Source organism: Paenibacillus sp. FSL R7-277 (genome assembly GCF_000517965.1).
Lineage (GTDB): Bacteria > Bacillota > Bacilli > Paenibacillales > Paenibacillaceae > Paenibacillus_AQ > Paenibacillus_AQ silagei.
Window position 1 is genome coordinate 26,020 of sequence record NZ_ASPX01000021.1, and the last position, 15,197, is coordinate 41,216.

The 15,197-nt window shown below is 52.1% G+C and carries 14 protein-coding genes; 6 read left to right on the forward strand and 8 right to left on the reverse strand.

Translation table 11 applies throughout. The features are described from left to right. Positions 1 to 4 precede the first annotated feature (4 nt). The 6 genes from C173_RS08455 to C173_RS08480 all read left to right on the forward strand — a co-directional run bounded on the left by C173_RS08455 (position 5) and on the right by C173_RS08480 (position 6,672). Entirely contained in the window at positions 5 to 532 is a 528-nt protein-coding gene (locus tag C173_RS08455; protein ID WP_081751084.1) for a cupin domain-containing protein, read from the forward strand. Positions 533 to 759: 227 nt separating this feature from the next. After that, positions 760 to 1,515: a LytR/AlgR family response regulator transcription factor gene (locus C173_RS08460; protein WP_036724014.1), complete on the forward strand. Its 756-nt coding sequence runs from the start codon at positions 760 to 762 to the stop codon at positions 1,513 to 1,515. Then, positions 1,502 to 2,803 carry an ATP-binding protein gene (locus C173_RS08465; protein WP_036724015.1) on the forward strand — a complete coding sequence of 434 codons (1,302 nt, stop codon included), beginning with the start codon at positions 1,502 to 1,504 and terminating at the stop codon, positions 2,801 to 2,803. Before C173_RS08460 ends, C173_RS08465 begins: the two co-directional genes overlap by 14 nt. A gap of 116 nt (positions 2,804 to 2,919) precedes the next feature. Then, complete coding sequence (locus C173_RS08470; RefSeq protein ID WP_036724016.1) at positions 2,920 to 4,959, forward strand: serine hydrolase domain-containing protein; 2,040 nt, start codon at positions 2,920 to 2,922, stop codon at positions 4,957 to 4,959. A gap of 275 nt (positions 4,960 to 5,234) precedes the next feature. Further along, on the forward strand, positions 5,235 to 5,828 hold the full coding sequence (locus tag C173_RS08475; protein WP_036724017.1) for a DedA family protein: 594 nt from the start codon (positions 5,235 to 5,237) through the stop codon (positions 5,826 to 5,828). Positions 5,829 to 5,859: 31 nt separating this feature from the next. Then, positions 5,860 to 6,672 carry an undecaprenyl-diphosphate phosphatase gene (locus C173_RS08480; RefSeq protein ID WP_036724019.1) on the forward strand — a complete coding sequence of 271 codons (813 nt, stop codon included), beginning with the start codon at positions 5,860 to 5,862 and terminating at the stop codon, positions 6,670 to 6,672. Positions 6,673 to 6,690: 18 nt separating this feature from the next. Here C173_RS08480 and C173_RS08485 read toward each other — a convergent pair whose 3' ends face one another. The 8 genes from C173_RS08485 to C173_RS08520 form a co-directional block, all read right to left on the reverse strand. Beyond that, complete coding sequence (locus tag C173_RS08485) at positions 6,691 to 8,334, reverse strand: glycosyltransferase family 2 protein (protein WP_036724020.1); 1,644 nt, start codon at positions 8,332 to 8,334, stop codon at positions 6,691 to 6,693. Positions 8,335 to 8,530: 196 nt separating this feature from the next. Then, a complete protein-coding gene (hflC, locus tag C173_RS08490; protein ID WP_036699631.1) occupies positions 8,531 to 9,400 on the reverse strand; it encodes a protease modulator HflC in 870 nt (289 codons plus the stop codon). Beyond that, positions 9,397 to 10,440 carry an FtsH protease activity modulator HflK gene (hflK, locus tag C173_RS08495; RefSeq protein ID WP_081751095.1) on the reverse strand — a complete coding sequence of 348 codons (1,044 nt, stop codon included), beginning with the start codon at positions 10,438 to 10,440 and terminating at the stop codon, positions 9,397 to 9,399. The genes hflC and hflK overlap by 4 nt, the downstream gene beginning before the upstream one ends. Positions 10,441 to 10,746: 306 nt before the next feature. Continuing rightward, a complete protein-coding gene (locus C173_RS08500; protein WP_036724021.1) occupies positions 10,747 to 11,496 on the reverse strand; it encodes an amino acid ABC transporter ATP-binding protein in 750 nt (249 codons plus the stop codon). Beyond that, the gene (locus C173_RS08505; protein ID WP_036724022.1) at positions 11,496 to 12,251 is read right to left on the reverse strand and encodes an amino acid ABC transporter permease; all 756 of its coding nucleotides are present in this window, start codon (positions 12,249 to 12,251) and stop codon (positions 11,496 to 11,498) included. The genes C173_RS08500 and C173_RS08505 overlap by 1 nt, the downstream gene beginning before the upstream one ends. Before the next feature lie 42 nt (positions 12,252 to 12,293). Beyond that, positions 12,294 to 13,625: a CapA family protein gene (locus C173_RS08510; RefSeq protein ID WP_036724024.1), complete on the reverse strand. Its 1,332-nt coding sequence runs from the start codon at positions 13,623 to 13,625 to the stop codon at positions 12,294 to 12,296. A gap of 18 nt (positions 13,626 to 13,643) precedes the next feature. Further along, positions 13,644 to 14,492 (reverse strand): transporter substrate-binding domain-containing protein, encoded by an 849-nt coding sequence (locus tag C173_RS08515; RefSeq protein WP_036724026.1) that lies wholly within the window; start codon positions 14,490 to 14,492, stop codon positions 13,644 to 13,646. A gap of 231 nt (positions 14,493 to 14,723) precedes the next feature. Continuing rightward, the gene (locus C173_RS08520; protein WP_051477919.1) at positions 14,724 to 15,179 is read right to left on the reverse strand and encodes a MerR family transcriptional regulator; all 456 of its coding nucleotides are present in this window, start codon (positions 15,177 to 15,179) and stop codon (positions 14,724 to 14,726) included. Between the last annotated feature and the right edge of the window lie 18 nt (positions 15,180 to 15,197).

The following is a 15,197-nucleotide window of genomic DNA, read 5'->3' on the forward strand; positions in this document are numbered from 1 at the left end:
CCGTATGTCAGAACATAACTCTACAGGCCGGGAGCAGGACGAATCTATAATTAAGCTCAGCTTCGAGCCGGATGGACTGCTGCCTAATAATCCTCAGCTTCCTGCTGTGCTGTATAAAGGGGTTCTCCGGGACCACCCGGAAGACACTGAACAGGTCTTCAATAACAACGGCTGGCTGAATAGCTGGGTGAATGGCGTCTTCCCCTACCACCACTATCACAGCAACGCGCATGAGGTGCTTGGGGTGATCTCCGGCAACGCCAAGCTCCAGCTTGGCGGAGATGCCGGATACACAGCCAACGTGGAGGCCGGTGACGTTGTGGTGCTGCCTGCCGGGACGGCACACAAGAAGCTCACGGCCACGCCGGACTTCCGTATTGCAGGCGCATATCCCGGCGGCATGGACTATAACACCCGCCAGGCGGGTCCGGATGACTTCGCTGCGGCGCTCCCCGAGATCCGCGAAGTCCCGCTGCCGGAGCGTGATCCCGTATACGGCGAAGCAGGGCCGCTGTTGCGGCTGTGGAAGTGACAACTGTTCCTGGGGCTTACGCTCAAACAGCGGAGCGGGCGGAACGCCCCGCGTAAAAGCGAAGCGTTCGCCTTGATCTCCGGATTTTCACCGCTCCCCTACCGCAGTCCAGGGATTAACTTATGCGTTTGGCCCCCTGATCTGCTCATTCCCCTGGACAATACTATATAATGTTGTGTACAAATATCTGCTTAGGCATTGAGCCGGAAGTGAAAGGGGGCCTTTGGATGTATCGGGTAGCGATATGTGAGGATGAAGAACAGCAGCGGGAGCGGGTGAAGAGGATTCTGGTCGGGTTATCCGTCAAGACGGATACCGAATTTGAAATCGAGCTGTTTTCTTCGGGAGAAGACCTAATCTCCCACTATGAACGGGGCGGAGCCCCCTTCCATATCCTGATTCTGGATGTGGAGATGGGCGGCATGAACGGGATTATGGCGGCGCGCCGCTTGAGAAGCCAGAAGCATTTTGACGAACAGATCATATTCCTGACCAGCTATCCAGAATATATGGTGGAGAGCTTCGACGTGATTACCTTCCAGTATCTGATCAAGCCGGTCGCCCCGCAGCTCCTGGAGGAGAAGATCCTTAAGCTGTGTGATTACTTCCAGGCCCAGGATAAGAAATTCATGGTCATCAAGTCCGGGTATGAGGAGGTCGTCTTGCGGCATGATGATATTATCGGGATTGAGGCGGCCAAGAGTCTAACGGTCAAGAGCAAGCTGCATGTGATTACCACCACAGGAATCTATGAGACTAGAGGAATTATTGCCGAGTACGCTTCAGCCTTACGGGACAGCCATTTTCTGCATATCCACCGTTCGATTATCATCAACCTGCTGCATGTCCACAAGTTCGCGGGCGGCTCCGCATTGATGTCGGGCGGGCAGGAGTTCCCCATCGGCCGGTCCAAAATCAAAGAGGTTAAGGACTTCTACACCAAATTCATGATCATGAAGGGTAGCTCGTATGACTCACTATAATCTGACCCTTATCGTCTGTGTGCTGCTGGTGATGTGTTTTCAGACCCAGTTCTTCTTCGCCTCGGTATTTGACAAAGCTGCCAGGAAGCCCAACCGGATCATATACTTCCTGATCTACGGGGTACTCTGCTTCCTCTACCTGGTCACCCCGCTGTCCCCTCTATTCTCCTCCGGCGTAGCTTTGCTGATGATCTTCAGTATGGCGCAAGCCTATAAGGTGGAGGTGAAGACCCAGGCGATCTTTTCCCTGCTCTACGCTGTGCTGATGACAGTGGTCAGCTTTATCTCGCTGTATATTTTCTCAATGATAGATTCGGTTGACTATACCAGCATGAACTCGGGTGCGGGGATTGACCGGTCGGCCTTCATCAAGGGGCTGATCCTTAGCTGCATTATTATGTTCCCGGTGATTCAGATCATCCGGCTGATCTCCAAGCGGCGAAGCGTCTCCCTGCCCTACCTGTATTATGTGATGTTCCTGCTCGTCCCGCTTATCAGCACCTATCAGATCAATGTCCTCACCGAAGACTCGAAGAAGGATATCTATTATTTCATTGCGATTCTCGGCTTCCTGTTCCTGAATGTGATGATCGTCTATATCTTCGATACCATTACCGACAAGTTCCAGTTCATGCATGAGAACGCCCAGCTCCAGCACCAGATGAACTATCAGGACGCCAACTATGAGAAGACGGTCCACAGCTTCAAGTCGATCAAAAGAATTATCCACGACACCCATCAGCAGTTCCTCTACATTGAAGAGTGTATCCGGCGGGATGATCCGGCGGCGGCTCTCGAACATATCAAGCTTACGCTGAATAAAGTGGAGGATGCCTACCAGCGGGTCAACACCGGCCATCTGGCGGTGGATGCGCTGGTCACGAACACGCTGAATATCGGACAAGCCAACGGCATCCGAATCGATACCCGGCTTAAGCTGCTGCCTGGTGAGCTTCATATCGACCGTTATGACCTGTGCGTCGTGCTGGGCAATATGCTGGACAATGCCATTGAAGCCTCCAAAAAAGTACGGCTCGCCGAGGACCGCTACATTCTGATCCAGATGCACTCCAGCGAATCCGCGTTGTTCATCCGCATCCTGAATCATACCGCCCCGGAGACCACCTCTTTGCGGAGCCGGAAGCCCGACCCGGAATACCACGGCATCGGCCTGACCAATATCTCCAGAATCTGCGAGAAGTACGGCGGCAATATGACGATTGAAGCCGGGCATCGGGAATTCAACAATATGGTGGTCCTCCCCTTCTCACGCGAAGCTTCTATATAAAGTGCACTTTAGGGATCGTTATTAACGTTTCAGGGTTATTCGGCCACGCTCCTCTCTTCTGCCTGTATGATAACTTCAGGAAGATTATCTAAGAGACACAAGAGGAGGAGTTCAAGATGAACAAGTTAACTTCAGTCGTACTGGCGGCCATGCTGGTGATCCCCGCAGCCCAGGCGTCTGCGCAGGAAAAGGAGAGCCCAGTGCAAGAAACGGCCCGCCTGCTGGGCTCGAAGATCGTATCCGACTACGGGGTAAGCGGCATGCAGTATGCTATCAGGGATCAAGGTAAAATTACGGTGTCCGGCGGCTACGGTCTGTCCGATAAGGCAGCCGGGACCCCCGTCACGAAGGATACCATGTTCGGCATCGGCTCTGTTAGCAAAATGCATGTCTCCGCAGCCACAATGATGCTTGCCGAAGATAAGGTGATTGACATTGATCAGCCGCTGACTACGTATCTGCCGCAGTTCAAGATGGCCGATGAGCGCTACAAGAAGATCACGCCGCGCATGTTAATGAACCATTCCTCGGGCCTGTACGGCAGCCACTACGGGAACAGCATTCTGATGGACGATAGCGATACACAGAATCATGATGACCTGCTGACCAGGCTTCAGTCCGAACGGCTGAAATCCGATCCGGGAGCCTATTCCGTATACTGCAATGACGGCTTTCAACTGCTGGAACTGATGATTGAGCAGGTAACCGGCAGCAGCTATACAGAGTTCCTGGACCAGCATATGAGCAGCCCGCTGAAGTTAAGCTCTACCAAAACGCCGCTGGATACCTTTAACCGGCAGCAGCTTGCCAAGACCTACTTCCCTGGCCTTAAGCAGGCAACGCCCGCCGAGAACGCCAATATCCTCGGAGCAGGCGGCCTCTATTCCACAGCCGAAGATCTGACCACATTCGCCGAGATGCTGAACGGCAAGCACCCGGACATTCTGTCGGAAGCCTCCGCCGAAGCGATGCGTAAGCCGGAATATAAGAATGGACTCTGGGTACCCGAGGAGACCAACTCTTTCAATTACGGTCTGGGCTGGGATGCCGTAGATCTGGCACCATTCGGTGATTACGGAATCAAGGCCTTATCCAAAGGCGGAGATACCATCATGTATCACGCTGACCTGATTACCCTGCCGGAATCCGATATATCCATCGCAGTGCTCTCGTCGGGGGGAAGCTCCATCTATAACACCATTTTTGCCTCCAATGTGCTGCTGGCCTACCTGAAGGACACCGGGAAGATTAATAAGATTCTGCCGGACGCCACCTTCACTCCTCCAGTCAAAGCGGCGATGCCTGCCGAGTTGGAAGCCTATTCTGGATTATACGGGACTGTCGGCGCAACCACTGCCATAGCCATTAAGGACGGAGCGCTCAACCTGCCTGAGCTGGAGGGCGGACTCATTCCAGCGCAGAAGTATATTTATACCGGCAAGGGACACTTCACAAGCCCGGACGGCAGTGCAGCCGTGAGCTTCGATCAGCAGAAGAACGGCAAGACTTATCTGAAGCTGAACACCCATGTGACTATCCCCGGTATCGGTCAAATGCTGATGGTCACTTACGAGTACCAGAAGCTGGACGCTAATCCGCTGAATGCTTCTACGAAGCAGGCCTGGGCGCAGAGAGACGGGAAGCATTATTACGCTGTGGATGAGAAAATCAATTCCTTTTTCTACCTCTCCCCTTCCATCTTGACGAAGACTATTGAGGTTGAACAAGGCTACGCCACCGGGACGCGGATTGTGGACGAGAACACCGCCGTCAATGCGCCTGAAATCCCGGTCATGAACGGCAGAGACGCCTTCGATCTGACCTTCTCCAAGCAGAACGGTGCAGAATATCTAACCATCGACGGCAATGCGTATATCAGCGGCGATGCGGTGAAGCCGATCTACGGAGGCCCGGCCTCAACCAGCACCGTTCCTGCGGGCGGCCAGAGCGTATGGTTCAAGATTGACAAGAAAGCTGCCGGCAAAACCATGACCGTGACAGCTCCTCCAAGCGGCGGATTCGTTGTATATGATGCCGACGGGATGATCGTAAGCCACTCCAGAGTGAGCAAAGATCCTTCAGTCCGGTTGCCGCAGGGCGGAATGGCCGTCTTCGGCGGGCAGGCGGGCGATGTGTTTAAGATTGAGCTGAAATAACGCTTTCATATTTTCATCCAAAATTTCTCCCTTCTCCCAAACTTGCTTAATGGTATATAGGTGTGTTTTAATGTTATCAAATTGAATAATACTCTTATCCAGAGTTCGGTGGAGGGCTTCGCCCGATGATACCGCTGTGACCGGCATGCTATAAGCAGAACGGGCACAGCACTAGAGGCATCCCGGATGCCTTGCAAAGATGAGAGGGTGCTGACAGTTGATGAGACTGCCCCCTTTAATTAGGGGGCTTTTTGTTTGAGAAGGGAGAGAAATGCATGACAGAATGGATCACAGAATTTATACTCTTTTTCAAAGATTTGTCGTATGCAGGCATCGTTATCGCCTTGTCGTTTGAATTCGTACCTGCCGAAATCGTGCTGCCGCTTGCCGGCTATTGGGTGTATCTGGGGGACATGAAGCTCATTCTTACGATTCTGGCCGGGACTGTTGGAGGCACCTTCGGTCCGCTGACATTGTACGCGCTGGGCCGGTTCGGGGGCAGACCTGCGATTGCTAAGTACGGGAAGTATTTTTTCATCCGTCCGCATCATCTGGAGGCCTCCGACCGTTTCTTTGATAAATACGGCAGCGGTGTAGCCTTCTACGGGCGCTTCATCCCCGGTGTGAGAACGCTGATCTCCATCCCTTGCGGGATTGCCAAGATGAATGTGTTCAAATTCAGTCTGTACACTTTCCTTGCCATGCTTCCGATCACTTCGATCTATGTCTATCTGGGCTATAAGCTGGGCTCGCAATGGGAGCATGTGGACGAAATCGTCAAGCCTTACATTCTTCCGGCGGCCACCCTGTTCCTGCTCGGCTTCGGGTTGTACGTCTTTTCCAAGCGGCTAAGAAGAAGACAGGCTTAACGAAATTGCAGTTTATATTTAGGAGGAACTCATGGAGAATTGGTTCGATTGGCTAAAATACTTATTGTTAGGGCTCGTACAGGGAGTGACGGAACCGATCCCCGTCTCTTCCAGCGGGCATTTGATCATCGTACAACGTCTGCTCGGCATGGAGCAGAACGGGCTATCCTTTGAAATTTTGACGAACACGGCCTCATTGATTGCCATCTGCTTCATCTTCCGCAAAGACATCCTGGATCTGATTACAGGCTTCTTCCGTTACCTGCAGACGCGCGAACCCAAGTACCGGTCAGAGTTCATGTTCTGCATCTATATTGTAATCGGTACGATTCCTGCTGCCGTGGCCGCCGTGTTCTTCAAGGATACGATCGAACGCGTCTTCACCTCTGTACATACCGTATCCATCAGCCTACTTATTACCGGGGTAGCCCTCTGGCTGATCCGCAACCTGCGCGGCCAGAAAAGAGACGGCAACCTCACCGTAAGAGACGCGATCATCGTCGGGCTGGCTCAGGCGGTGGCGCTGATTCCCGGCATCAGCCGTTCCGGTTCTACTGTGATTGCCTCCATTGCCGTCGGCATGAAGCAGGAGACCGCTTTGAAGTTCTCGTTCATGCTCTACATCCCGATCAGCATCGGGGGACTAATCCTGGGTGCATCCGATATCGTGCATGACCCTAACCGCTCCGCGCTGGCGATGCCCTACCTGATCGCTTTCCTCACCACGCTCGTCGCAACCTACTATGCCATGAGATGGTTCATCGGCATTATGGCGAAGGGGAATCTGATTTACTTTTCGTACTACTGCTTCGTGGTGGGTACGCTACTGCTGATCTTCCTGTAACAGAAACGGATGCCCTTACTATTCACTCCAAGGCAACAGACGGGGATGCTCGTCAAGGATGGATTGATATTGCTCCTTCCAGCCGTACTTGCCATCCGGGTCCAGTTGCATATAACGTATATACTTTTCCAGCCGAAATTCCTGCTTCGACCAACCGAGATGCTTAATCCGCAGGTTGCTCAATTGATGAGGCAATTCCCAAATATTCTCTGGCAACCGCCCGGAGTGTTGCGGTAGATCATTCCAGAGATAGGTAAAGTCTTGGCGGTAGCGGACCAGGAACGGCCGGTATCTCAGGTGGGCCCGCCAGTACTTATCCTCGCGGTAATGGTTGTCATCCCAGAAATCGTAGAGGCGGAAGCAGAATAAGTCGCAGTCTTCCGTTCTCAGCAGGGAGTCCACTTCTTCGGCAAAACCGGATTCAAACATCTCATCCCCGTCCAGATTAAGAATCCATTCCGGTCCGGTCTCAACCACCGCTTCCCACTGCTGCTTGCGCAGCTCGGATTCATTGTTGAAGCGGGAGACCGGATTATGAATCAACTTAAGCGGAATTCCCCCAAGAACCTCCTTAACTAATTCTGCTGTCCCATCTGTGCTGCCATCATCGATAATAACGGCCTCGTCGATATATTTGCGGTGCTCTTCCAGAATCTGCTGCAGGAACCTTGAGGCTTCATTCTTAACGATCATCGTGAGAGTCAGCTTGGGTCGGCGTTGTGCCGCTGCCGGGGTGGTGGCATGCGCCGCATCAGCCGCTTGCAGCTTAATCAGATTAGCTTCTTCGCTCCGCTCCAGCTCTTCATCATTCCGTTTCCCGTCATGCTCGCTTGGCTCCGTCCCAGGAGTTGCTGTTGACTGCCGTACGAACTCCTCCACTTTGTCAAGATCACTGTCTCTATAGAGATGTAGTGCCGGATAGTGAGTATCGACGAAAAGAGGAATATCAAGTGCTGCTGCACGGATACAGAAATGACGATCCTCTCCCCAATAGGAGAGATTTCGGACCTTCTTGTAACTGACACCGGACTTAATGGCCTGTGTGCTGATCAGAGTGCAGGCCCCAAGTCCGCCGACTTCATAGATTCCCGGTTGTCTCATCTTAAGCAGAAAAGCATGCAGGCGGCGCTTGATCTCCTCAGGTGAAAGCTTTTCTCCCGGCAACGCTTCCCATTGGTTGTATTCGTCATGCATCCACACCTGCGGCTGTTCCAGCTTGCCCGGCTGCCACTGGGTCCAGAACACTTCAGCGATAATGTCCTTGCCTGAACTGATCAGCTGTTCCAGCGTACTTGGATGAAGAATAAGATCAGAATCAACCAGAAACAGATAATCATAGCCGAAAGCTTCCGCACGCCGGATCATCTGATTTTTGAACTCGGCCACCTTCCAGACAAGGCTGATACGCCAGGCATGAGCATTGTCATCGCGTATATAGTCATCATGGTAACCAGAGGATTCCAGGAAGACTGTTCTCCCGCTTTGGGCGAACTGCTGCAGAAGTTCACTGGAAGCTGTATCCCCATTATCATCAATCAGATAGTAATGCAGCTCAATATTGTTAAGGTTGAGCCGCTGCAGCGACTTCAGAAAATGCTCCAGAATCTCCGGTTTCTGATGGATCGGGCTGCCAAGCAGCACTCGTTTTATCTTCTGATTCATATGAGCCCACTCCAGAGTAAAGTCATCATTAATACAACACTCCTTAGATTTGAACAAAAGTGATATAGCATAGTATATTAAGAGTAGTATCCAGATAAGCCTATTTTCCTGAAATAACAATCTTAGGACCAGCCGGGTAAATCGACAAACACCCCTTAGAACGAATTTGTTCTAAGGGGTGTTTGCTAGTGGGGATCTATTGTTGTCCCATCAGTATCTTCGCATAAGGCGAATCGATCGGGATCATGATGACCGGCTCATTCTTCAGCGTGGTCACATAACTCTGCAGCGTGCGGTAAAAGCTATAGAACTGGGGAGATTTTCCATAGGCCAAGTTATAGATCTTGGCGGCTTCTCCTTCACCTTCGGCGATGATCTTCTTGGAGTCGGCTTCGGCCTGGGCCATCAGCTCTCTGGAGGCGCGGTCCGCCTTGGAGGTGATCTTCCTGGACTCCTCATCCCCTTCGGACAGATAACGCGCAGCAATGGACTGGCGGTCCGAGATCATCCGGTTGTACACACTCTGCTTGTTCTCTTCCGGCAGGTCGGTACGCTTGATCCGTACGTCAATGACTTCTATGCCGTAGTTATCACGGGTCAACGCAGCTACTACGTCCTTAGTAATCTCATCATTAATATTGCCCCGTCCGGTGTCCTCACTAATAATATTCTCATAATTGACCTCCGACAGCTTGCGGCGTACCGAGTTATATACCGCTTCATCAATACGCTGCACCCCGCCGCTTACCGATTGAACGGTTCTCAGAAACTGTGAGGCGTTGGTAATTCTCCAGACGGTATAATTATCGACCACAATCGGCTTCTGGTCCTTGGTCAGAATGCTGGTCGGCGAGCTCTCGTACGTCATCTGATACTTGGGAAGCTCCGAGACATTCTCGACAAAAGGAAGCTTGAACTTCAGCCCCGGCTCCTCCACCGCACGCATCGCTTCACCGAAACGGAGAACGACCTTATATTCCCCTTCCTTCACAATATACATAGAGCCGGCCAGCAAAATAATCAGGACGATAGATGATATCAATAGGATAATCGGGTTTCTTTTCACTTGGCATCTCCTCCTTGCGGTGCGGCTGAAGGTGCCGGATTCACAGCGGCAGGAGCAGAGGGGCTATCCTTGGTGCTGCGCATCAGCTCATTCAGCGGCAGATAGTTCACAGTGTCACTGTTCGAGTTCGTAATGAATATTTTGGCGTTAGGCAGGATCGTCTCCAGTGTCTCCAGGACCAGCCGGCTCTCGGTGACGCTCTGATTATTGGCATATTCGGCAAAAATCGCATTGAAACGCGCCACATCCCCCTGCGCATTCAGGATACGTGACTTCTTCTCGCCTTCGGCACGCTCCAGCAGGGCCTGTGCTTCACCGCGCGCCTTTGGAATGATATCGTTCTCATACTTCTTGGCGTTGTTGATCTTCGTATTCTTCTCTTCACGGGCGTTCGTCACCTCGCGGAAGGCTTCCTCCACCTGGCCGCTTGGCGGCTCAATATCCTGGAACTTGATATCGATGATCTGAATGCCGGTGTTGTATTTCTTCTGCAGATCCACCAGCAGCACGCGGACCTTATCCTGAATGACCGTCTTCCCGTCGGTAATCGCATAATCCAGCTTCTCGGAACCAATGACCGCACGGATCGAGGAGCTGGCCGAGTTACGCAGGAATTTGTCCGGGTCATCAATGTTATACAGGTAATCACGGATATTGCTGATTTTCCATTGGACTACAGCATCGGCAGAGACAATGTTCTCGTCACCTGTAATCATCATCGCTTCATCATCTACCGGGACAGCCCCGTCAGCCTCCTGGCGGTATCCGATATGAATCCGCTGGGTCAGCTCGGCAGGCACAGTAATGACATCCTGGATGGGATAAGGCCATTTGAAATGGAGTCCGGCCGAGCTCTCATTCGTATACTTGCCGAAGGTCAGAATTGCTGCACGTTCCTGCTCCTGCACCGTATAAAATGAGGTGGCGCCGATATACAGCAATACAGCCGCAGCGGCTACCCCCACCCCTATCCTTTTGTACATGCCCGGCTTCAACTTCGGCAGCTTGAACCCTGGGATATTATCGCCATTCTGGTTCATGAAATTCAAGATGCATCGCTCCTTTTGGCGTATTTTAGTCGTATTAAAGGTTTATATACGTGAATAAATCAAAAAAGTCGCAACTAATTCAGCTTTGTTCAAGCTTTCTGCATTTTGCTGCGATTCTCGCGGATTCGGCTGGATAGTTACTAATTCATCCTGATAAGTGAGTCACGCTGGTGCGTCCTTTATGCGGCACCCGGGTAATCAGAGATGTGATCGGTTTTTCGACTACATTCCACTCACACAAAAACCCCCGGAAAAGCGCAAACCTGCGCCCTCTCCGGGGGTTCTACTATAGTGCTCTTAAATACTCGATTTATTACGGAAATAATTCTGAAGGAATTCCTTGGCGCGCTCGGACTTCGGATGATTGAACACCTCGTCCGGCGTCCCCTCCTCGACGATTTTACCTTTGTCCAAGAACAGCACCTTGTTGGCCACCTCATACACAAAGCTCATCTCATGGGACACGAGAATCATCGTCTGACCGGTAGACGCGGTCTTCTTGATCGTCTGCAGCACCTCGCCCACCAGCTCAGGGTCAAGCGCTGAGGTAGGCTCGTCCAGCAGCAGCAGCTTCGGATTCATCGCCAGCGCGCGGGCAATGCCTACCCGCTGCTGCTGGCCGCCAGACAGATGCTTCGGATAATAATGAGCACGCTCAGCAAGACCTACCTGCTCTAGCTGTTTCTGTGCAATCTGCGCGGCCTCGCGGTCGTTCATCCGCTTCACAATCTTCAGGCCTTCCTTCACATTATCCAGCGCCGTCCGGTGCTGGAACAGATTGAACTGCTGGAAGACCATCGCCGTCTGCTTCCGCAGCTCCAGCCGCTGCTTGTTCGTGATCGTGCTGAAATCGACCTTGAAGCCTTCGAGATCCAGCATTCCCTGATCTGCCTGCTCCAGGCAGTTAAGCGCCCGCAGGAAGGTGGACTTGCCTGCACCGGACGAACCGATCAAAGCAACGACATCGCCCTTCTCAATTTCCACCGACAGATCGTCCAGAATCAGATTACCGTGAAATGACTTGGATAAATGGCTTACCTTTATCATCAGATTTCTCTCCTTCCCCAAGAGAACCAGCCGCGGTTCATGGCCCCGGCAGCGGAGTCCGGAATGGAGAAGCGCTTCTCCAGGAATCTCAGAATCTGCTCAATCAGAATTGTCATGATCCAGTAGATGATCGCCAGCGCTAGATAGACCTCGAAGAACCGGAAGTTGCTGCCGGAGATGATTTTCCCCTTGGCGGTCATTTCGATCACACCCGCAACGAAGGCCAGAGAGGTCCCCTTGAGCAGCCCGATCAGGGCATTGCCCAGCGGCGGAATCGCCACCACCAGCGCCTGCGGAACGATGACTCTTCTGAGCACCTGAAGATACGTCATCCCCAGGGATTCAGCGGCCTCGATCTGGCCCTTGTTCACCGATTGCAACGCAGCGCGGATCGTCTCCGAGTTGTACGCCGCTTCATTGAACGCGAAGGTGACCAGCACGAAGATCATCGCCGGAATGGCATTGATATTATAATCCGTCCCATACTGCTGATTAATGAATTTGAGTAACAACGGAATTCCGTTATAAGTCAGGTATAGCTGCACAATGATCGGCGTTCCACGGATGAACGAGATGAAGACTGTGACCAGCTGGCTTAACACAGGAATTCGGCGCATACGGATAATGGCAAATAACAGAGCAAACACAAGGCCGACGATCATCGAGATGACCGTAATCTGCAGACTCACAGGAAGGACCTCTAACAGGCGAGGAATCGCTGAGAACACCGCGTTGATATCAAAAATCTCTCCCATACCGATTGACTTCCTTCCACGTTCAATTTACAGGGCGACAGCCTAACACGGTCTCACGATTAACCGTCTGCCCTCATAGATAATTTCAGTATGATACCGTTCGTTGCTTACCCCGTTCAGCCGCTCCACCAGGGAGGCCGCCGCTTCATCGGATGCCAGTACAGGCAAGCCACGCTTGGTCACTGTCTCATGGGTAAGCCTGAGATCAATCGGAATCAGCTCATAGCTGAACCGCTTGTCCTCCACACTCAGATCAAACATGACCAGGAAGTTCTCCGAGAACTTGCGGTCGCTGTAGAAGCCCTGCCAGTTCCCTTCGCTGTCCTTGGTTCTGTTCTTGTGCAGGGTAGAAGGAGCTTCATTCTCGGCATATCCGTAGGCGGTGAACATCTCTGGAGATACAATTGACTCCCCTGCCTCGAACTCCATGAACAGACTGCCTATGTTATAAAAAATAGGTTGGCCCTTGTACAGCTCCACCCCTCTGGTGAAGTGGGCGCCATGTCCGAAGACACAGCTCGCCCCGGCATCCACCGCCCCCCGCGCGAAGGTCTCGATGAACTCTGCGGGATAATCGGAGTACCAGTTCTCATTCTCCCCTTCATGCGTGTGCAGACTGACAAAAACATAGTCACTGCGCTCTGCGGCATCCTGGATGCTGCGGTAGATTTCCTGCTGATCCTGTTCATGCGCTGCTGTCTTGACGCGGGACTGTTCACCCTTCTCGAAGGTTAAATAGCCTTCAAAAAATGAACCGAATTCATAGTAATTCTCCGATTTACTCTTGAAGGTCTCAATCCGCTTGCCTTCCTCCATGCTGGAAGCGATGCCGATGCGTTCACTGATCTCCTTCAAGGTGCTGAAGTCCTGATCATTCACGACATACGTACGCGACCAGCGCAGCGGGTTGACCCCCGGACGGGCCGGAACGCCGTTCCCCGGATTCGAGGCAGCGAACACCTCGCTTCTCGTCACATCGATAGTGATGATGGCAATCCGGCCGTCTGCCGTATCGACGAACACCGGCTTGCGCGCTTCATGCAGGCTCATGCCCACTCCAAGCGGGGTCAGACCACGGGCTTCTGCCTCTTCGATCGTATCCACAAGACCCTGGGTTCCGTAGTCCCCCGTATGATTATTCGCAAAGCTCACATAACGGATATTGAGCTTCCCGAATTCGTCCAGCGCCTTGGGGCGCACACTGGTCTGGTAGCCGCGGCCTGCCGCCGGAGCGGTATTCAAGCGCGGGGTCACGAACTCTGCATTGGTAAAAGCTTCATCGGCCCCTTGCAGCAAAGCCAGCAGCTCCGGGTCCATCGTCTTATCTAAATTACTGCTGGAGAATAAGGCATCTCCCGAGACTAGAAATTTCATGCGATCACCTTCCTCCGGTTACTCCATTAGTTCTTTTTTAGGCAAATAGTCGCCGCCAAGCTGCTCTTGGCTAATCTTCAGCAGGGTGCCGTCCGCATACATTTCCTTGATTCTCTTGTTGACGGTATCCAGCAGGGTGCTGTCCGCAGACTTGGAGAGCAGGATATAGGATCCTGGATCGCTATTCTCTGTAGAGAAAGCAACCACCTTCAGGTTGGTCAACCCATGCTCCTTGATTGCCTTCTCAGCAGAGACACGGGAAATGATGCGCACATCGTATTTGCCGGCTTCAATACCTTCGAACTGCTTCACGAAATTCTCGTCGGTGTAGATAATCTCTGCTTTTGCATCCGGGTTCGCTTCATTATAATTCTCCAGCAGTGTGGCACCGGAGTTGCCTACTTCTGTTACGGCTTTATAGCCCTTCAGGTCTTCTACCGCCTTAAGGGTATTATCGTCCTTGCGGACTACGAATACATTCGCATTCTCAATAATCGGGAGTGAGAAATTGTACTTGCCGCGTCTCTCGGGGTTGGAGCTGAAATTGTTCGCCCCCAGCTGGAAACGTCCATTGTCCAGACCGGTCAGAATCCCTTCGAATTCAATCGCTTGAACCTCTAGCTTATATTCCGGAAGGTCTTTGAAGATCGCCTTCATTACTTCCACATCGTAACCTGTCAACTGCCCGTCCTTCTCGTAGCTAAAAGGGTTACTGACCCCGCTCGTAGCAGCAATAATGGTCTTCGTACCTGCTCCAGCACCATTTGTCTCAGCTGAGCCTGCGTTATTCTTATTTCCATTACCGCAGCCTGCAAGGACCAACCCGAGCAACACAATCAGAACGCCTGGCACAAATTTCTTCTTCATTATAACTTCCCCCTCATCTAGTAAAAGCTCTCTCTCGTTGTCCTATGATGTCCAACTTATCATAGTCATTTAGTCTGGAATTATTATGTCATGGGGTATACAGTGTGTCAAGGTAAACGGGTAAAGGATTGACGAATGCTGACGAACGAAGTCGATTGATGGCTGGGGTGTGCTTGGTTGGTTACCTAATATAGGTATCCCCCCAGCTGATGGGGAGTATTCCCCTGGCTGCTAAGAAGACCGCACCACTCTCTTCCGGCGCGCCGGAACCTTGACGCCCTCCTTCTGAAGCTTGCTCCAGTTGCCGGGATTGGTCAGGTCCGGGATACGTTGCTCCAGAATAGCCTGATATTGAAGGGCCTTCTCTTCCAGATGGGCAACACGCTGCTTGGCCTCTTCCAGCTGAAGGAGCGCCGCTTCCCTGTATTCCATCATCATAGCAAAGCGCTGTTCAATCGTCGAATCCCCTTCGAGGCAGAGATCGACGTAGGTTTTGATGCTTTCAATGGGGAGGCCGGTCTGCTTGAGGCACCTAATCCCGTACAGCCAGTTGATCGATTCATCGTCGAACAGTCGGATGTTGTTCTTATCACGCTGAATGCTCGGCACCAGCCCTTTATCCGTATAATAACGCACAGCATGTTCAGTTAGTCCCGTCATGGAAGCCGCTTCTTTGACTGTATACATGTTAATCCTCCTTAAAAA

Bases quoted from the DNA above. Each gene is read 5' to 3' on its own strand.
- C173_RS08455 (WP_081751084.1), top strand. From the start codon at position 5: ATGTCAGAACATAACTCTACAGGCCGGGAGCAGGACGAATCTATAATT.
- C173_RS08460 (WP_036724014.1), top strand. From the start codon at position 760: ATGTATCGGGTAGCGATATGTGAGGATGAAGAACAGCAGCGGGAGCGG.
- C173_RS08465 (WP_036724015.1), top strand. From the start codon at position 1,502: ATGACTCACTATAATCTGACCCTTATCGTCTGTGTGCTGCTGGTGATG.
- C173_RS08470 (WP_036724016.1), top strand. From the start codon at position 2,920: ATGAACAAGTTAACTTCAGTCGTACTGGCGGCCATGCTGGTGATCCCC.
- C173_RS08475 (WP_036724017.1), top strand. From the start codon at position 5,235: ATGACAGAATGGATCACAGAATTTATACTCTTTTTCAAAGATTTGTCG.
- C173_RS08480 (WP_036724019.1), top strand. From the start codon at position 5,860: ATGGAGAATTGGTTCGATTGGCTAAAATACTTATTGTTAGGGCTCGTA.
- C173_RS08485 (WP_036724020.1), bottom strand. From the start codon at position 8,334: ATGAATCAGAAGATAAAACGAGTGCTGCTTGGCAGCCCGATCCATCAG.
- hflK (WP_081751095.1), bottom strand. From the start codon at position 10,440: ATGAACCAGAATGGCGATAATATCCCAGGGTTCAAGCTGCCGAAGTTG.
- C173_RS08500 (WP_036724021.1), bottom strand. From the start codon at position 11,496: ATGATAAAGGTAAGCCATTTATCCAAGTCATTTCACGGTAATCTGATT.
- C173_RS08505 (WP_036724022.1), bottom strand. From the start codon at position 12,251: ATGGGAGAGATTTTTGATATCAACGCGGTGTTCTCAGCGATTCCTCGC.
- C173_RS08510 (WP_036724024.1), bottom strand. From the start codon at position 13,625: ATGAAATTTCTAGTCTCGGGAGATGCCTTATTCTCCAGCAGTAATTTA.
- C173_RS08515 (WP_036724026.1), bottom strand. From the start codon at position 14,492: ATGAAGAAGAAATTTGTGCCAGGCGTTCTGATTGTGTTGCTCGGGTTG.
- C173_RS08520 (WP_051477919.1), bottom strand. From the start codon at position 15,179: ATGTATACAGTCAAAGAAGCGGCTTCCATGACGGGACTAACTGAACAT.